This window comes from Lancefieldella parvula DSM 20469 (genome assembly GCF_000024225.1).
Taxonomy (GTDB): Bacteria; Actinomycetota; Coriobacteriia; order Coriobacteriales; family Atopobiaceae; genus Lancefieldella; species Lancefieldella parvula.
Genome location: NC_013203.1, coordinates 1163164 through 1182608 on the forward strand (window position 1 = coordinate 1163164; position 19445 = coordinate 1182608).

The window sequence follows — 19445 nt, forward strand, 5'->3', positions numbered from 1 at the left end:
AATCTAAAAGAGAGTCATGCATAGTATGTGAAGCAGCTTGGGTAGCCAGTTGAACAACTGCTCCGTTTTGTACAAAGTGATATATCGCACCAAGAGACGTAATAACCATCAAACACGAAAATAAAACTAGGGCATATTCAAGCATAGCCTGTCCTTTTATATTTTGAACTCCTAGTTTGATTCTTCTAATAGATTCTTTACATCTTGAGTAGAGATATGACATGTTGAGACCCTCCTTATCTCTCCTTGATCAGAAATAGTCACAAGTTCTGACCAATTTCCACCATTAACTAAACAGCTCCATACATTGCCAGCTAAATCTATATATCCGGAATAAACAAGCGCACAATCAGCTCTTTGCTGATAGTTCTCTAAAACACTTTGTGCTTCTTCTTGAATAGTTTCTTTACTATCTCTTTGCACGGAATTCTGTTCAAATAAATCTTCTACTGATGCATTTGAGATTGACTGTTCATTAGTTCTTTTTTCTTCTTTAATTTTCTGAGTTTGCGCATGGCCTAATTCTGTTTTAGATGAATCGGTCTGTTTTCTTGGTAAGAAAAGAAACGCAGCAAATAGCAAACACACAGTGGAGATAATGAACACAGAATACGCAGCAGTACTCTTTTTACTCATAGAGAATTAATTCCAGAAGTAATTGCTTCCCAAAGTTCAGAAACTTTACCCTTAAAAGCAATGATTGCGACAATCGCAATAACCACAAGTACGCCAACTAAGATTGCATACTCTGTAGTTCCCTGTCCAGACTCATCCTCTTTTAAGCCTCGAATAAACCTAAAAAATTGATTTGAGAACATCATCATCTTCCTTTCTCCTAAGAAGAAAACGCAGGCCCAAGCAAAGGACCTAAAATTGCAAGTAACATTGCTGGAACAATAAGCGTTCCTAAAGGAATGAGCATTTTAATTGGAATCTTTTCGATTTCTGTTTCCAACAAGGAGCGCTGCTCATCTCGAAGAACTGAAGCTTGTCTATCTAATATTTCCGCAAGAGGAGTTCCAAAAGTAAGTGCCTCATTCACAACAGTTGCAAAGCTTTTAAGCGATGGAACCCCTACTCTTGCTGCCATCTGATTTAGGGCTTCTTCGCGAGTATTAGCTCCAAGCTTCCAAGTCATATGAGCATTTGAAAGCTCTTTTGACAGTTCGCCAGATTCTCGTAAACAATACAGATCTAGCGCCGAATCAAAAGATAACCCTGACGACAGTCCAAGAATCAAAATATCAATCATTTCTGGCATCTCGCGTAGGCATGATTTTCTTGTAAACTCTGATTTTGCTCGAAGGTTCACTCTTTTGAAATTCTTCACACTTCTAATAATGTGCTGATAATAACAACGAACATCACAATGATCTAAATTCACAGGCATAACTAAAACGAAAATAGCTATGCATAATGCAAATGCTAAGGAACAAATTAGATCTATCACTTCATTACTCCTTTCATAATGCTTCGAATAATCAAAAGAGCAATACAGTCCATGATCATTGCAATTACCGTGCATATAACACCTGATGGCGTAAATAAGCCCTTTTGAAAGTCTGGCGATACTAGTGACAAAATGATCAACAGAACAACTGGAAGAAGACATACAATTCGAGCAGATAATCTAACTTGAGCAGTCTTTGTTGCTATAAGTCTTTGATTCTTCTCTTGTAATTCAACCAACTCAGCAGTTTTTTGTAAAAGATTCTTAAGCGGAGAGCCTGTTCGATGTGAAATTACTAAGGCGCTAGCCAGCAAATTAACACCTGGAGCATCCAATCTCTCTGCCAAATCTTCAATAGCCTCTTCAATAGGAAAGCCGCACTTAATTTGCATATCAGCAATACAAAAACTTTCCGATACAACACCTTCTGTATGTTTACTAACATATTCAATAGATTGCGAAAGCGTAAGACCTGATCCAAGAGCAACAGCAATAGTCCTAAAAATCGAAGGCATCATATGAGCTATTTCTAAAGCAGACTGATGCTTAGCATGTTCATATAGAAAATAAGGAACTAGAAATAACGAGAAAAGACCGCAAAGTACACCGATTACAGACTCAAATAGAATGCCAAACAGAATAGATGCAGCTATACCACTAATGAAAAACAGTACGAAAGCGTCATCGACTAAAGTGATCCCATATTTGTAAAGAAAGCGATTGCGTAACTGCATTGATACATAATAGAAAGGCTCCCATTTGAGCAAACTCCGCATAAAAATACTATTTCGTGCAAATTGAAAAAACTGAACCACATAGCCTGTTATTCGTACGCTTGCTTGAGAGACAATTTTTTCTTCACCGTTACGTACAAGAAAATAGATAATTACTCCAAAAGCACCTCCTGTGATTGTGGAAGCAATGACATCCATGAAGCCACCTCCTTTTTATTGAGTAATCCTTCTTTTATTGCGCGATTGATAAAAGAAGGAGTTTTTACAAAAAGCCAACTTCTTTTCTGCACGTCAAACGACACCACCTCTTGTACCTCGATTGATCCTGACGAAGACAAAGAGATTTCTGAAACGCTGGTCACATACCGTTTCCCATCAGGAAACCTTTGAGACATAACTATCAAATCAAGTGCAGTTGCTATCTGCTGTTCTATGATTTCTGCAGGTAAGTCCATTCCAAAACGAGCCATTAACACTAAGCGCAATATTGCCTCTTGAGCAGTTCCGGCATGCAATGTTGTCAGAGAGCCGTCATGACCTGTATTCATAGCCTGCAACATATCAATGCACTCTTCGCCTCTTACCTCTCCTACGACAATGCGGTCCGGCCTCATTCGAAGTGCATTTCTCACCAATGATCTAATTGTTATTTCTCCTGTTCCTTCTATCGAAGCAGGACGAGCTTCTAGCCTGACAACATTTGGATGTGAATCAAACTTAAGCTCTGCTGAGTCCTCAATAGTGACAATTCTTTCTGACTTTGAAATTTCACATGAAAGTGCATTTAAAAGCGTAGTCTTACCAGATCCCGTGCCGCCAACAACCGCGATTCCCTGTCTGCATTTCACAGCCCAAGACAAAAACCTTGCAAGCCATTGAGGCAATGATTCCATTTGCACCAGCCGGTCCAAAGAAGTAATTTTTCCGGTAAATCTGCGAATAGTTACTGAAGTACCATTCACTGCAACAGGACTTGCCACTGCATTAACACGGTCCCCATTCTCAAGTCGAGCATCAACAATAGGACTCACTCTATCCAGTCTTCTACCTAATGGAGATAAGATGCGATCCATAACAATCAAAATCTGTTCTTCCGAGTCAAAGACTGTTTTTGATTCAAATAGCTCACCATTTTTCTCGTAAAACAAATTGTTGCAGCCATTAATCATGATTTCGGTAACATCTTTATCATTCAGTAGCGGCTGAATTGGACCAAGACCACACACTTCATTAATTACCTGCTCAATTGTTTCCTCATAGTCAACTGAGCTAAAGAGTTCGTCCTTTTCTTCATTAACAATTGCTTCACAGGTAACTCTTAGTTCATCTCTTACACGATCGATATCACTACCTGTAATAAGAGAAGAAACCGTGGAAAGTCCTAATCGAGAAACAAGTTTTTCTTTTAACTTCTTTCTGGCCTTCTGAAATAGTTCTTTTTGAAGTTGTGAGTCATTCTCTTCTTGCGTCTCAATTTGCTTAGCAACGCGTTCAAAGACAAGCATTAACCCACTTCCTTCCTCCTATTAAACAAGCTAAATGGCCTTTTCTCAGAAGTTGCTTGAAGTGCATTTTGAGCCTCACGCAACTGTGGAAGAATACCTAGCTCGTTAAGAAAATGCGCTAGTACAAAGGAAATTGATTGTACAAATGAGGTTTCTTCTTGTAACAACGTAGAAAGCTTTCCTTGCTGGATTAGCTCTTGAAAGCCTGGTCCTCCTTTAAAAATCCTAAACATCTTTGCTGCCTCAAGACCCACCTCAGCTTTTCCAACAGAAAAGTCCTGCTTGGCTTTTGGATTAGCCTTATTTTCGAGTCGGATAATACGCGTTCTTGCCACTCCAAGACGTACTGCAAGTCCGCTTACTTTTGCCAATGAATTAATGCACGTAAGAGGGTTCTCTGAAACTATAACTAGCCTATCTGCACATTGTGCTGCCTGAGCATAACAATCTGTTGATGCTGTCGTGGTATCTACAAGAACCAGATCAACCAAACCAGAAACAGCTTGGAGAAAATTACTCACACAGGGAAATAATGGTTCTGCCATTTCCGGCTTTACGCAGGGCCCAAATAAATACAAATTTTTATGGACACAAGTTGCCTTTTCAAGTAGGTTTTCTTTTTCTGAAGGGACATCAGCAACAAAATCAGAGAAATCTTTTGGCTGTCTAATTCCAAGCTTCTCAAATGCATTTCCATAAGACAGGTCAAGATCAACCAATGCCACCTTCAAACCCCAAGATGAAGCAAGGAGAGCCATCGAAGAAACAATCGTGGTCTTTCCCACTCCTCCTCGTCCTGAAGTAAACGTAAGAATCGGAGCTTTTAAAGTCTTATCAAGAGGAATGAGAGATTGTAAATAGGAATTTAACTCTTGGATACTGGCAACATAATCTGGAGCTTCTGGTAAAGGCTGAGAAAGCCTGTCAGCCCCATATGATTGATATCCTCTTCCAACCTTTACCAGATCTCCTAATTCCATAGGGTCAATTACTAAATCGACTCCTGCCTTGGCTGCTCTTGAACGAAGTGATCCAGACGCGCCAGACCTTACAAGTACCACACAGCGAGCGTTTCCATCTTTAACAATTGCAGCTGCAAGATTTATATCCGAAACATCAGAACCGGTATTACCAATTAATACTGAATAATCTTGAGGAGTTGAGTGCGAAACAATCGATCTAAGGGATGCCGCTGAATCAGCAAATTCACACCTATTGTTAATTCCTAGATAACTAAGAATAGCACCAAGCTCAACGCGTGCATCAAGACCTACGTACACAATCCACTTTTCTAACATTACGCTTCACCCCCTGGATTAGTAGACGAATCTGCTTGTGGCGCACTATTGCTGTCTTGGTCGGCTGTTGGAGAAGCAGGGTTCTCTGGCTGCACATCTTCACTTGCAGATGATGAGTTTGATTGATTCGTCGTGTCAGATAAATCTTTTGGGTTCTCTTCTTCAACGTAAGAATTGTTGTGTAGTAAGTCCTGAGCGTTAATCTTTGATCCAGGAAGAGTAAATCGAAGCGTTCCTCGAGCGTATGCTGAGAGCACGGCAGGAACCTGTTCTGGAGTCAATCCGAGCGTTACTGAAGAAGAAGTGTAAAGAGTACCCTCAGCGTCGTCTGACAATACCGAAATGTCCGAAGCAATACAGGTAATAAGAGAATCAGTAACCTCATATGCCGCAAGCTTTGTACCAGCACTGAGTCTCTCAGCTAATCCGTACTTCTCGCCATGAGAGATAGTGAGACCGATAAGATTTTCTGGAATAGTAATCTGAGAAGCAACCGATCGTAGATGAAGAGATACAACAGGCATGCCAACTCCAATAACAGATGAGACCGTACGACCCATAACACTTTCTGGATTAGTAATTGCGCCTTCAGGAATCAAATCTGAAATCCAGCTTTTTACCTGAGTGTTAGAAGATGAGAGGGTTTCTCCGGGTTCTATTTGTTTAGTAGCTACCAAAATTGAGGTAAGCTCACCACCATATTTTTGTATTGCCTCTGCTCGTGACTTCTCCGCTTCAGCACGGACGCTTTGTACGTATGCAAAGAAACAAAAACTAGCCAAAAGCGCGCTCAATACAGAAATTAAAATTCTTGTTTTCTTAGTCACTATTTATCCTCCCTCCATTTGCGATACATCGATTTTGTACTCAACTTGAGAGAAGAAGAGTAAAAACAAAAGATTTACCTGCACAAATATGTCAGACAGCTGACGTGAATCTGTCACAAAGCAATAAGTTCACAGGCTGCTGCAGTGACGGAAAAAATAGGTAATTTAAATTTTTATCTAATTTGATATATAAAAATTTTTAGAAAATCATAGTTGCTACATTTTTCAACCAAGACTTTACCAAGTTGTGAGACAAAAAACACCCTGGATACAGGGTGTTTAGAGGATTTACGCTACTAAAACTTAAAGCACAACATCAGGATCAAGTGATTGCTGACTTTCTCGCATTTCTTTTGCCAAAGACAAATATGCCTTTAACTGTGGTTCTGTAATCTGACCCTCATGAAGCGCGTCTTGCACACTACAACCAGGCTCATGCGTATGAGTACAGTCCCTAAATTTACACGTCTGAGCGGCCTCAGAGATGTGCGGAAATACCTTCTGCAATCCCCTCTCATGACCCACAATAGGTAGGCTTCTAAGGCCCGGTTCATCCACAATAACACCAGCTTCAGGAAGCGCCACCATGCGACGAGCAACTGTTGTGTGACGACCAGCCTTATCAGATTCGCGAACTTCTCCCGTTTCAAGCGCCTCATGACCTAACAATGCATTAAGAAGCGTTGATTTACCAGCGCCTGATTCACCAAGTACAATAGCTATGGAACCGTAAGGAACAAGGTTTCGAACAGCGTCAATCCCCCACGCGGCTCCAAGATCTTGTGCGGTCTGCGCAAGATCTGCAAGTACATCGGTTTTCTCGCCCTCAAGTTTAGAAGCTGTTGCAACAATCTTTACCGTAGAGCCAAGAGCTGCAGTGATAGAAGAAATCTCTTGAGCCAAAAGCTCTGGTCCGGCAACATCTGATTTAGTAAGCACCACAGCGCAGGCGGCGCCGCAGTCTTTAGAGATAACTGCCGAGCGAACAATGCGATCTACCGAGATGGTCTCTCCATCCAAGGCCTGCACTACAAGGACAAGGTCAACATTTGCAGCCAAAGTCTGCTTCTGACCACGGGCTCCACCCTTCCAACGAGCAATATCGGTCTCTCGTGGCAAAATGGCCTCAATGATACCCATATCATGCGACTCTGGAATGCGAGCACATACCCAGTCGCCTACGGCCACCGTAGAGTTCTGGCCCTTAGTCACGCGTGCGGCAAACTCGGCGCGAAATACTCCCTGCTCCGAAACAACCGCGGGAAATCCCCTATCCAAGCGGACCACGCAGGCCATAGTCATCATCTGGCGAGAAACCCCTTGAGCTTCAAGCTCAGATACGACGTCTGTATAAGCCTGCATCTGAGCCGACGATGGAGTCAGCTGTTCAAACGCTGGAACATCCAGCAATGAAGAAAGGGCCGGCAGTGACCCTTGAGTCCTGCCGGCTCCTAGTTTCTTGGAACTTTTTGTACGCTTAGCGGACAAGAGTGCTCCCTACCTTATGCTTTGTTCTTCTGCACAGAACGCATAACAGCCTTGTACAGCTCCATCAAAGGAATAATAGATGCAGCTAAAAGCATTGCCATGGCGTACTCTTTAAAACCAATCTCAGCAAAGCCAAACGCCTGAGAAAGTGGTGTCTCAATAACCACAAAGGTAAGAATCAAAGACATTACAAAGGAGCCCCACAGCCAAATGTTGTGACTAGTTAGCTTGAAGATGGAACCACGCAGAGAACGCATGTTGAAGGAGTGGAACATCTCAACCATAGAAAGCGTCAAGAACGCCATGGTCATACCCTCAACGCCAGCCTCTGGGTTAATAATAACCTGTGAGATATCAAAGGTTCCATACTCAAAGTAGTGACCAATAAAATAGCTGGCAAGGGTGAGAAGAGCAATGATAGAACCTTGAACAAGGCAGTCAAAGCCAACGCCGCCCGCAAAGATTCCGTCCTTAGGATTACGTGGCTTACGCTTCATGATTCCTGGTTCTGCCTTCTCGGTAGCCATAGCAAGCGCAGGCAGAGAGTCGGTGATCAGGTTAATCCACAGAAGGTGGGTAGGCTGAAGAATAGTAAAGCCAACTAGGGATGCAATAAAGACGGAAATAACCTCTGCAAGGTTGGAGCTCAAGAGGAACTGGATGCACTTACGAATGTTGTCGTAGATGCGTCTTCCCTCTTCGCATGCGCTAATGATGGTGGCAAAGTTATCGTCAGCAAGAACCATATCTGCAACGCCCTTGGTAACGTCGGTACCAGTAATACCCATACCAATACCAATATCAGCACGCTTAATGGAAGGGGCATCGTTAACACCGTCGCCAGTCATGGCTGTAACCATGCCCTTCTTGCGCCAAGTATCAACAATGCGAACCTTGTGCTCAGGCTGAACGCGTGCATAAACACCAATTGTCTCAATACGCTGCTCAAACTCTTCATCAGAAATCTTATCAAGCTGCGCACCCGTAATTGCCTGAGAACGATCAGCAATAATGCCCAGCTCAATTGCAATAGCAACGGCTGTATCAATGTGGTCACCCGTAATCATAACGGTGCGCATGCCAGCTTCATGAGCCTCTGCAACAGCGCTCTTAACCTCAGGACGAACCGGATCAATCATGCCAGAGAGTCCAACAAAGACCATATCATGCTCTAGGGTAGCTGGATCATAACTTTGAGGAGCTTCTGTTCCCCAATCACGGCGAGCAGACGCCATAACGCGAAGAGCCTGATCAGCCATGGACTTGTTCTGAGCCAAAATCTCAGAGCGAGCCTCATCGGTAAGGTCAACAATGCCGTCGCTTGTCATAATCTTGGTACAACGAGCAAGCACCTCGTCAGGTGCACCCTTAGTGTGCTGTACAACCTTACCAGAACGTGTACGCACCACAACAGACATCATCTTACGAGAAGAATCAAAAGGTGCCTCACCAATACGAGGGCGAGAAGAAGCTAAGTCACTTGTGGTGTATCCAAGTTTTGCGGCATCTGCAACAAGAGCTGCCTCAGTTGGCTCACCTTTTGCTACCTGCTCTATATCATCCCAAGTAGCATCGGAGCACAGCGCCATGGTACGTACATGTGCGTCAAGATTTTCTGTCTCATGACGAACAACAGTCATCTTATTCTGAGTCAGAGTACCTGTCTTATCAGAGCAAATAACCTGAGTACAACCAAGGGTCTCAACAGCAGTAAGACGACGAACAATAGCGTGGCGCTCGCTCATTCTAGTTACGCCCATAGAAAGAACAATAGTAACAACGGCAACAAGGCCCTCTGGGATTGCGGCTACTGCAAGAGAAACTGCAACCATAAACGTACTTAAAACAAGGTCAAAATTACCCAGCATCTCAGCGCCGTGCTTGATGAAACCTGTTGCAAAAACAAGCAATGAGATGACAACAACAAGAATAGTTAGTGTGTGTGAAAGCTTATCAAGAGCAATCTGAAGTGGAGTCTGTCCATCCTCTGCCTGAGCAATTGCGTCTGCAATCTTACCCATCTCGGTGTCCATGCCTGTTGCAACAACAACTGCACGACCACGGCCATAGACCACAATAGATCCGGAATAGCACATATTCTTTCGATCGCCCAAAGGAATATCATCTGTATCTTCAGCAAGACTGAGAATCTCAGCGTGTTTCTCGACAGGAACTGATTCACCTGTCAGTGCTGATTCCTCTACCTTCATAGAAGCACTCTCAAGAATGCGACAATCAGCGGGAACAGAATCACCTGCCTCAAGCAGAATAATATCGCCCACAACAAGCTCAGTTGAGACAACTGTCTTAAGACGACCATCTCTAATAACCTTACTCTGAGCTGCACTCATCTCTTGCAGAGCAGCAAGAGCTTCTTCGGCTTTGCCTTCCTGGACAACACCAAGAACAGAATTGACGACAACGACAAACAGAATAATAACGACGTCTGCAACTCCGCCTTCCCCGGTATAAATTCCTTCAGCAGCAGAAATAGCAGCAGCAACAAGAAGCATAATGACCATAGGATCAGCCATCTGTGCAAAGAACCTTTTAATAATTGATTCTTTTGGCGCTTCTTTAAGCTTATTAAGACCATGAGCCTCAAGACGCGAAACTGCTTCTGCATCAGACAGACCAATTTCGGCATCAGTTTTTTGCGCACTGATAACATCAGCCGCACTTGAAAGATATTCTTTCAAAGTTCCTCCTGGGTTTCTACCTGACAGATTGATGCCCGATCATAATTCCCCAGGAGAGGGGCAAGGGCTCACCAAGGTTGCCGTGTCAGGACCTTACAACGCCCTATCATTTTACCGTATTCTCTCTTTTTTCAAACATAATAAATATTTCTTAAAACTCCTGTTATGTGGCAAATAATTGTCATACGAGGAGTACAATAGGCGCAGAACATAACAACATAAGCCAAACGTTAGATTTGGCAAGGAGGCAGTTATGAAAATTTTGTTTTATGGTGCTCAAAGTTACGACAAAGATTCTTTCAACCTTGAACTTCCAAAGTATCCTGATGTTTCAATCGACTACATCGAGTCCAACCTTACACCTATGACCGCGGGCTTTGCCAAGGGTTACGACGCTGTCTGTGCTTTTGTCAACGCAGATGCTTCAATTCTGACTCTTGAGATTCTTGCAGGCTTTGACGTAAAGCTTTTACTCATGCGTTGTGCTGGATTTGACGCAGTTGACGTTAATGCAGCAAAAGATTTAGGCATTACCGTAACGCGTGTACCTGCTTACTCTCCTGAGGCAATTGCAGAGCACGCAATGGGTCTTGCGCTTGCTGCTAACCGTCGTATTCACCGCGGTTATAACCGTATTCGCGAGAACAACTTCTCACTCGTCGGTCTTGTCGGAGAAACACTGCATGGTAAAACCGCAGGTATTGTTGGCACTGGTCGTATCGGTGCTGCACTTTGCCGCATCTGCAAGGGCTTTGGTATGCACGTTCTTGGCGCAGATCTCTACCCAAACATGAGTCTTGTAAACGATGAACATGTCGTTGATGAATATGTAAGCTATGACGAGCTTTGGGAGCGCGCTGATTTCATTTCTCTTCATGCATTCTTAAATGAAGAGAGCTATCACATGATTAACGATAAAACTATCGGCAAGATGAAAGATGGTGTTGTCCTCGTCAATACCGCACGTGGTGCCCTTGTCGATACCAAGGCTCTTATTCGTGGCATTCTTTCTGGCAAAATTGGTGCTTGCGGCCTTGACGTTTATGAAGAGGAAAATCCAAACGTCTATAAGGACCGTGCCGCTGAGGTATTTGACTCAGTCACCTCTACTCTCTGTTCATTCCCTAACGTAGTTATGACAAGTCACCAGGCATTCTTTACTCATGAAGCACTCTCTCAAATTGCTCAAGTTACACTTGATAATGCAACTGCTTTTGCTAAGGGCACTGATTACGTTGATAAAAGTGTGGTTTGCTAAGCACTAGGGAAACAAATGCTCTAAAAACGGTTACTATTGATATTCGAATCTGATTTCAATTCCTACGAAAAGGAGAGATATGGCTCGCAAAAAGACCAAAATTGTTTGTACTATGGGTCCTGCAACAGAAAGTGATGAGGTTCTTCGTGAACTCATCCTTGCTGGCATGAACGTCGCACGTTTCAACTTCTCGCACGGTAGCCATGAGTATCACCGCACTATGATTGGTCGCGTTCGTTCTATCTCTGATGAACTTGGTATTCCTATTGCTATCATGCTCGATACAAAAGGTCCTGAGGTTCGCACCGGTCTTCTCGAGGATGGCAAAAAGGTCACTCTTACCACCGGTGAGTCCGTCATTGTTACCACTGATGATGACGTCATCGGCAACGCTCAGCGTTTCTCACTTGACTACAAGAATCTTCCAAAAGAGGTTAAGAAGGGCTCTATCATCCTTATTGATGATGGCCTTATTGGTCTTGAAGTTGATCACGTTGAGGGCACTGATATGCACTGCAAGATTATCAACGGCGGTGAGCTTGGAGAGAAGAAGGGTGTAAACGTTCCTAACGTTAATATCGGTCTTCCTTCCGTTACTGAGCAAGACCGCGCAGACATCATGTTTGGCTGCGAGCTTGGTATTGACGCAATTGCTGCTTCCTTCATCCGCGATGGCGCTGCAGTTGAAGAGATTCGTAACATCTGCCGTGAAATGGGCACTCCTAACGTACAGATCTTCCCTAAGATTGAGTCTGCTCTTGGCGTAAAGAACTTTGACGAGATTCTTGCAGCTTCTAACGGCATCATGGTTGCCCGCGGTGACCTTGGTGTTGAGGTTCCTGCAGCTGAGGTTCCTCACATCCAGAAAACCATCATCAAGAAGTGCAACGATGCTTACAAGCCTGTCATCACCGCAACTCAGATGCTTGACTCCATGATTCGCAATCCTCGTCCAACCCGTGCAGAGGTTACAGACGTTGCTAACGCAATTTATGATGGTACTGACTGCGTCATGCTTTCTGGTGAGTCTGCAGCTGGTAAATATCCTGTTGAAGCAGTTAAGACTATGGCTTCCATCTGCAAGGAAACCGAGAAATACCTGCCAGTCAAGGATGTCTATCACCAGCGTGAGGGCCTTAAGAACGTCAATGGTGCTACTGGTTTTGCTGCCGTTGATATGGCAATTCGCGTTGATGCTAAGTGCATCATTTGCCCAACACACTCTGGCCGCACTGCTCGCCTTGTTTCTAACTTCCGTCCAAAGCGTCCTCTGTATGCAATGTCTCCATCCGATGAGGCAGTTCGTCGTACCTGCTTCTATTGGGGTGTCTATGCATTCAAGACCTCTGAGCAGGGCACACTTTCTAACACCATGTACAACGCTTTGAACGTTGCAAAGGAAGTTGGCGTTGTAGAGACTGGCGATATTGTTGTTCTGACCGCTGGCGATCCTCATACCAGCCCACGTCTTGGTGACTACACCACTTCAACTAATGTTGCTATGATTTGCCAGGTTCAGTAAACCGCATCTCAGTTTTAACGTTATATGCACCCAAGTACAAACTTGGGTGCATATTTTTTTTGCAACTCTTTTATACAAACTTATTGAACTAACTATGCAATTTTCCAGCCAACGGTTTTCTCGCGCATGTTAACAAAATCAGCGTAAATACCGCCCTCTGCCATGAGAGATTCGTGAGTGCCTCTTTGCACAATACGACCTTTATCTAACACAAGTATCTGATCTGCATTGCGAACTGTCTTTAAGCGATGAGCAATCATAATGACAGTCTTTGACTTTGTGAGCTCTGCAATTGCATGCTGCAACTCAAGTTCATTTTCCGGATCAACATTAGCCGTAGCCTCATCAAGTACAACAATCGGTGCATCTTTTAAGATGGCACGCGCAATAGAAAGACGCTGGCGCTCGCCACCAGAAAGCATTGAACCACCTTCACCTAAGCGTGTTTCATATCCATTAGGTAATGCCTGGATAAACTCCTCACAACAGGCGCGCCTAGCTGCATCGACTACTTGCTCATGAGTTGCACTTGGATTACCAAACTTAATGTTGTTCTCAATAGTGTCATCAAAAAGAAATACTCCCTGAAAAACGGTAGAGAAATTTTGAAGAAGAGCATCAACCTTATAGTCGCGTACATCGTGTCCACCAAGTGACACTTGTCCTGTATTCACATCCCAAAAACGCTCAATAAGACGGACAAGCGTTGTTTTGCCAGATCCACTTGGTCCTACAATTGCGCAAGAAGTACCCGCAGGAATAGAAAGGCTTACATCTTCGAGAATTTGCCTATCGTCGTAGCCAAACGACACATGAGAAAGCTCTATGTCACAGGATGCCGCTTCCTCAAGACCTTCTCCCTCCTCCATTGCAGGAGTAGCGAGAATAGCATTTGTTTGCTCCATTGCAATTTCAAGGTTGCGTAAAATAGTTGAGAAACGACCAGCTGATTCTAAGCGACTAAACAACATAAATGACATAACTACTACCGTCAAACAAGAAGCTGTATCAAGTGTTCCCGATAGCCATAATTCAACTGATACCAAGCACATAATAACGCTGGTAGCCTTAGAAACAACCATTTGCAGAACTGAGAAACGAAGTGCCTTAAATTCAAGTTTGAGTGCTTGAACACGACAATCATCAACAGCTTTGGCATATTTTCCCTCAGCATCGTCAATAAGAGAAAATGACCTTACCACATTAATGCCACGGACATACTCAAGTACGGAGCTGATCAAGGTAGTGTTGGCAGCCACATAATCATCTGATGTATTACGTACGTAAGCCTGAAGCAGCTCCATTGTTATACAGAAGAAAACAAAAGTAGCTGCAGTTATAAGACCTAATTGCCAACAGAACACGAACAAGAATGCAACAATAATTGCTGTTAAAGCCAAACCTCCAACAACCATCATATAAAGCAGACCACCAAGATTTTGCATTACGTCAAGCTGATTAGTCATAACAGCTGTTACTTCTCCAAGGCTATTCTCGTTAAAATAACCCATAGGAAGGCGACGTAATGTATCTCCAATTTCTGCACGCTTTGCACCAGCCATACTGAAATTAGCATCACAGAAATTCTCACTCTTAAAGTGAGCGCAAACGAACGTCCCCATAATGCTTAAAAGCATTACTCCCAGTGCAGAAAATATCGTCTGGGTTGAGAGTGTGTTAGTAGTAAGAGCGGTAAAAACGATCCAAAGCGCCGTTATTTGTACGCCTTCAAAAAGGCAACCAAGAATGGTAAAGAAAAGACCTTTGTAGAGTTTCTGGCGATAAGAGCTTCCAAACTGAAAGTACATTTTTAAGACAGATAGCATTTCTACTCCCCTCCTTAAGCCTCATCAAGTGCGCCGATATGAGCGCGATACATAGTTGCATAGAGCGGGCATGTCTCCATAAGCTGTTCGTGTGTACCTTCAGCTTCAATAGAGCCATCATTAACGACAACAATTTTGTCGGCATTTTGTACGGTTGATAGACGGTGCGCGATAACAACCAGCGTTTTACCAGCTACCAACTTTGCAACTGCAGATTCAACCTCTGCTTCCGATTCTGGATCTGCATAGGCCGTTGCTTCATCAAGCATGATGATAGGCGCATCTTTGAGCATAGCTCGAGCAATTGCCACGCGCTGACGCTCTCCACCAGAAAGATGCCCACCTGAGCCTCCTATGACAGTTTGATAGCCATGAGGAAGCGATTGAATAAAGTTATGACAACCAGAAGCTTTTGCACAAGCAATTACCTCATCATCGGTGGCGTCTTTTTTACCCATTCTGATGTTTTCCATAATGGTCTCATCAAAAAGGTAACTATCTTGATCAACGTAAGCTACAAGATCTGCAAGTTGAGATGGAGTACAGGAGCGAATATCTTGTCCACCAATAGATACAGAACCTTCATTTGGATCCCAGAAACCAGCAATAAGACGTGCAACAGTTGATTTACCAGATCCACTTGGACCAACAAGCGCCGTAACTTGTCCTGGGCTAATATCTAAGGTAATCCCATGAATTACCTCATTGCTTCCATACGAGAAACGAACATCGCTCAGTTTAATTTCGGTTCCCGTAAGTGTGCAAGGAACCTCAGCTCTAATCTGATCTGGGTAATTCAAAACCTCAGAAATTTCCTTAACAACAGAGCTAACCTGTGCAAGAGAATCCATAAAGCTCATTGCTTCAAAGAGCGGCTGAAAAATGCCTAAAGAAAGCACTGCACACATGACAAAGGTAGAAGGAGAAAGAGTTCCCTGAAGTACAAATAAGCATCCTAAGGGCAATACCGTTACTAATGTTGCTGGGGCAATTGATAGCATGGCATCTTGCCAAATTTGACAGTGACTCATCCAATCAATAAAAGCATGAGCAGAGGCGTAAACCGCTTTAGAGAACTTCTCGTAAGAACTTGCCGACTGTCCAAAAGCTTTAATTACCTCAATCCCTAACACATACTCAACTGAGGCATTATTCATCTCTCTACCAGTAACAATAGTATTCTGATACCAGTACTCATAGTCTTTCATCATGCCTGATAAACATGCAAGTCCTACGACAATGGTGAGTAATGCAGCAAGGGCAAGACGCCAATCCAAAATAATCAAATAAACAAAAACTGCAAATGCAGCAGTAAGGTTTGAAGTAAGCTCGGGAACTGCATGAGCAAGCGTAGTTTCGATGCTATCGATTTTCTCGACTAAAAGGCGTTTTAGAGAACCAGAAGGAGTAGAAAGAACATATCCCATTGGGATGCTCGTCAGCTTCTTTGCTACTCGAGTGCGCATGTTTGCAATTGTTGCAAACGTTGCCTTATGAGAAACGATAGTTGAAAGATGATGGAAAATTATTTTAACTAAATAGCTGAAGCCCGCTATAAGTCCCCAATGAAGGTAAAACGGCCATTCTTGAATTCCATTAAAGATGCCAACTACCATGTTGCCTGCAGCAACATAGGGAACCATACCACCAAAAACACCAATAATGGCAAGAATGACAGACAGCGCATACATACCTTTTCTATCTGACCACTCAAGCAGCACAGTAACAGGATTTATTTCGGATTGTTGAGAATCCTGTTTTGTGTTTTGGTTGGACTCAGTAGCTTGAACATTTTGGTTTTGACGCTTTGTCATACCCATCTTATACCGCCCCCCTGCCACAAACTTACAATGTACTATCTGCTGTTCAGGCTGACTTTGACAGCGGATATAAAGCTTCAACTGTCATAAGTTAGACTCATATAACTATTCACTAGTTTCAATCTACTAAATTGCTAAAACAAGCTAGTTTTATAAGTATTCGGTAAATGGTAAACACGTTATGTGTAATTGAATGCTCGTAAACAATCTCACTAAAATCCTTATGAAAGCTTAATGTAGCCTCAATAATTGGTTAATCTTTATAAGAGACCATGTATCACGAAGACGAGAAGCGTCTTTAACATCTCGAAAGGAAACTGATCATGGAAAAGCTTGAAAAGGTTGAGGTAATTCGCGAGAAGTGCGGCGTAAGCTACGAGGATGCAAAGGCAGCACTTGACGCTTGTGATGATAATGTTCTTGATGCAATTATTTGGCTCGAGAGACAGGGTAAGTCTACCAAGCAGTCCGCAAACTATACTACCGAGTCTGCTGCACAGTCGGAAGTTTCTCCAGAGATGCAAGCAGCTCAGACCGCCTATCAAGAATCAAGTAAGAAGTCTGATTTCTCAGAGAACATGTCTTCTTTTTGGGAAAAGTGTAAGGAGTTATTCCATAAAAGTGTAGAGACGAAATTTATTGTTACTCGTCATAATGAAGAATTCATGGCTATGCCAGTAATTATCCCAATTGCCGGTCTATTCCTCTGGGGCTCTACAATTTGGCTTCTTATTATTGGTCTTTTCTTTGATATGCGTTATCGCATTCAAGGAGCCTATCCTGTTGTTGTTGATGTAAATAAAGCAATGGATGAAGCTGCAGATGCAGCAGGTTCCATCAAAAAAGACGTCACCAATAAAAAATAGTTATACAATCAGCTCCATAACCTAAACTAGAAACCTCGATATTTAGGCGCAAAATGATTAAGGTTCTTATCGTTGAAGACGAAGAAAAAATTGCACGCTTTATAGAACTCGAACTTAAACACGAGGGCTATGAAGTAGACAAAGCTCTTGACGGAAGAACCGGCGCTGAGAAAGCGCTGACAAATGACTACGACCTTATCTTACTTGATATACTTCTTCCCCAACTTAATGGTCTAGAAGTTCTTAGAAGGATTCGTCGCGAGAAAAACACGCCAACTATCATGCTTACTGCTCGTGATTCAGTTATGGATAAAGTTGCTGGTCTTGATGCGGGCGCAGATGACTATCTCACCAAGCCTTTTGCGATTGAAGAACTTCTCGCCCGCATTCGAGTGGCGCTCAAGCATCACGAGGTGGACAGCACAAGCTCACAGATTCCCTCCAACGTTCCAACAAAAAACGTTTTTACAATTAAGGGTGTCTCTCTTGATGTAGACCGTAGAGAAGTCTGCGTCAATAACAATTCGATTGAGTTGACAACTAAAGAATTTGAAGTGCTTCGCATGCTTATGGAACACGCTGGTGTTGTCTTGAGTCGGGAACGCATTGCATCAGAAGCTCTCGGGTATGAGTTTGCGGGAGAAACTAATAACGTAGATGTCCACATTGCTCATCTACGCGCAAAAATTGACGATCAATATAATATCAAGCTAATTACTACTGTACGTGGAGTTGGGTATGTCATCAGAGAAATCTAATAAAGCAACTCCACAAGAGTATAAAAAACCCTTCTTTGCTCACTCCGATTCCTCAACTGCAGGTGTTATTACCTGGGGATTTTGGTGGCGTAAGCTAATAAATTACATTGGCTTCAATTTCTTTCTATTAGTGAATATTACGCTTGTTTATATTTATATGTATAACCAGCACCTGCCACAGGGCACTTTTTACCTGGGATTTTTTCCCATCGAGTCTAATTCTATTTCTCTTACTGGTTTCTCTTTCTTGCACGGACTCTCAAGCCTCAAATACATTGTTCACGGAATAACCTTTGGTGCAAAAATATTTGATTTAGGTGCGGACTTAACTCGTTTCTGGCCAGCATATCTTGCTATTCTCATCTGGGAATTTATTGACATGCTGCATTTTTTTAGCGATATGCGCCGTGTCAGAAGAGCTCTTCAACCCCTCAATACACTTGCTCTTAAAACAGAACAATTGATTAATAGTGATGTACTAGCAACTAACACTACAGCCACTAATGACATCCTAGTTAAGAAGGATAAAATGAGGAGTCTTGAACAGGCTATTGAAGAAGCCAATGTCAACTCTCCAAAGATTCAAACAGGCGACCAAGACCTTGCAAGTATTGAAATTGCTTTGAATAAGCTGCTTCGCCGTATGCAAGAAGCAAAGTTGCAACAAATGCGCTTTGTCAACGATGCTAGTCACGAACTCCGCACACCTATAGCTGTTATTCGAGGTTATACCGACATGCTAGATCGCTGGGGTAAAACAGACGAAGCGGTACTTGACGAATCCATTACTGCACTCAAATCTGAAAGTCAGCACATGCATGACCTGGTTGAACAGCTCCTCTTCTTAGCACGTGGAGACGCAGGAAGAAATACCCTCACAAAGATCCAGCTCAATCTTGCGCAGATAGCTTCTGAGGTCTGGGAAGAATCGGAGATGATTGACCCTGACCACCGCTATGCTCTGAAGTTTGATCAAAGTGCGCTGTCAGATGACCACTACCAAGTACTTGCCGATACTGCCATGATTAAGCAATCTATCCGTATTATCGTGCAAAACGCTGCAAGATATTCTGCTGCCCAAACTACCATTTCTTTTAACGTCACATATGACGAGAAAACCGTTCAAGTTTCAATTGAGGACGAGGGTATGGGTATATCGGAGGCTGCTGCTGCTCATATTTTTGAGAGGTTCTGGAGAGCTGACAACGCCCGCATTGAGAGCAACGAAGGTTCTGGACTTGGCTTATCCATAGCAAAATGGATTGTCGACAACCATGATGGTTCTATTAAAGTGGTTTCACGCGAGGGCGTAGGCACGCGCTTTACTATCGTTCTACCACACAAAGTTTCATAGCAAACTTAGTAAAATATCCACATGTAAAAATCCTTCTCGG

The 19445-nt window shown here is 43.1% G+C and carries 16 protein-coding genes; 5 read left to right on the plus strand and 11 right to left on the minus strand.

From position 1 onward, the window contains the following. Nucleotides 1-171: 171 nt before the first annotated feature. The 9 genes from APAR_RS05285 to APAR_RS05325 all read right to left on the minus strand — a co-directional run bounded on the left by APAR_RS05285 (nt 172) and on the right by APAR_RS05325 (nt 10001). A complete protein-coding gene (locus tag APAR_RS05285) occupies nt 172-636 on the minus strand; it encodes a hypothetical protein (RefSeq protein WP_012809115.1) in 465 nt (154 codons plus the stop codon). Beyond that, nucleotides 633-821, minus strand: a complete 189-nt coding sequence (locus APAR_RS05290) for a Flp family type IVb pilin (protein ID WP_245526073.1) — start codon at nt 819-821, stop codon at nt 633-635. The genes APAR_RS05285 and APAR_RS05290 overlap by 4 nt, the downstream gene beginning before the upstream one ends. A gap of 14 nt (nt 822-835) precedes the next feature. Continuing rightward, entirely contained in the window at nt 836-1450 is a 615-nt protein-coding gene (locus APAR_RS07250; RefSeq protein ID WP_012809117.1) for a type II secretion system F family protein, read from the minus strand. Continuing rightward, a complete protein-coding gene (locus APAR_RS05300) occupies nt 1447-2382 on the minus strand; it encodes a type II secretion system F family protein (RefSeq protein WP_143714133.1) in 936 nt (311 codons plus the stop codon). Before APAR_RS05300 ends, APAR_RS07250 begins: the two co-directional genes overlap by 4 nt. Further along, nucleotides 2337-3689 (minus strand): TadA family conjugal transfer-associated ATPase, encoded by a 1353-nt coding sequence (locus APAR_RS05305; protein ID WP_012809119.1) that lies wholly within the window; start codon nt 3687-3689, stop codon nt 2337-2339. The genes APAR_RS05300 and APAR_RS05305 overlap by 46 nt, the downstream gene beginning before the upstream one ends. Further along, nucleotides 3689-4987, minus strand: coding sequence for a CpaE/TadZ family protein (locus APAR_RS05310; RefSeq protein ID WP_012809120.1), 1299 nt, complete (start codon nt 4985-4987; stop codon nt 3689-3691). The genes APAR_RS05305 and APAR_RS05310 overlap by 1 nt, the downstream gene beginning before the upstream one ends. Then, a complete protein-coding gene (cpaB, locus tag APAR_RS05315; RefSeq protein WP_012809121.1) occupies nt 4987-5814 on the minus strand; it encodes a Flp pilus assembly protein CpaB in 828 nt (275 codons plus the stop codon). The genes APAR_RS05310 and cpaB overlap by 1 nt, the downstream gene beginning before the upstream one ends. Before the next feature lie 303 nt (nt 5815-6117). Further along, nucleotides 6118-7302 carry a ribosome small subunit-dependent GTPase A gene (gene rsgA / locus APAR_RS05320; RefSeq protein ID WP_012809122.1) on the minus strand — a complete coding sequence of 395 codons (1185 nt, stop codon included), beginning with the start codon at nt 7300-7302 and terminating at the stop codon, nt 6118-6120. Nucleotides 7303-7316: 14 nt separating this feature from the next. Beyond that, entirely contained in the window at nt 7317-10001 is a 2685-nt protein-coding gene (locus tag APAR_RS05325) for a cation-translocating P-type ATPase (protein WP_012809123.1), read from the minus strand. A gap of 253 nt (nt 10002-10254) precedes the next feature. On the opposite strand from APAR_RS05325, the gene APAR_RS05330 reads away from it, so the two are divergent. Continuing rightward, a complete protein-coding gene (locus APAR_RS05330; RefSeq protein WP_012809124.1) occupies nt 10255-11259 on the plus strand; it encodes a 2-hydroxyacid dehydrogenase in 1005 nt (334 codons plus the stop codon). Between the two features lie 79 nt (nt 11260-11338). After that, nucleotides 11339-12781, plus strand: coding sequence for a pyruvate kinase (gene pyk / locus APAR_RS05335; RefSeq protein ID WP_012809125.1), 1443 nt, complete (start codon nt 11339-11341; stop codon nt 12779-12781). Between the two features lie 92 nt (nt 12782-12873). Here the strand turns inward: pyk and APAR_RS05340 are convergent, their stop codons facing one another. Together APAR_RS05340 and APAR_RS05345 are read right to left on the minus strand one after the other, a co-directional pair. Then, the gene (locus tag APAR_RS05340; RefSeq protein WP_012809126.1) at nt 12874-14607 is read right to left on the minus strand and encodes an ABC transporter ATP-binding protein; all 1734 of its coding nucleotides are present in this window, start codon (nt 14605-14607) and stop codon (nt 12874-12876) included. Between the two features lie 14 nt (nt 14608-14621). Next, nucleotides 14622-16427: an ABC transporter ATP-binding protein gene (locus APAR_RS05345; protein WP_245526047.1), complete on the minus strand. Its 1806-nt coding sequence runs from the start codon at nt 16425-16427 to the stop codon at nt 14622-14624. Between the two features lie 323 nt (nt 16428-16750). On the opposite strand from APAR_RS05345, the gene APAR_RS05350 reads away from it, so the two are divergent. From APAR_RS05350 to APAR_RS05360, 3 genes are read left to right on the plus strand one after another with little or no spacing between them, the layout of a single operon-like run. After that, nucleotides 16751-17293: a DUF4342 domain-containing protein gene (locus APAR_RS05350; RefSeq protein ID WP_012809128.1), complete on the plus strand. Its 543-nt coding sequence runs from the start codon at nt 16751-16753 to the stop codon at nt 17291-17293. 53 nt (nt 17294-17346) lie between these two features. Further along, entirely contained in the window at nt 17347-18051 is a 705-nt protein-coding gene (locus APAR_RS05355) for a response regulator transcription factor (protein ID WP_012809129.1), read from the plus strand. Further along, entirely contained in the window at nt 18032-19405 is a 1374-nt protein-coding gene (locus tag APAR_RS05360) for a sensor histidine kinase (protein WP_012809130.1), read from the plus strand. Before APAR_RS05355 ends, APAR_RS05360 begins: the two co-directional genes overlap by 20 nt. Nucleotides 19406-19445 lie beyond the last annotated feature (40 nt).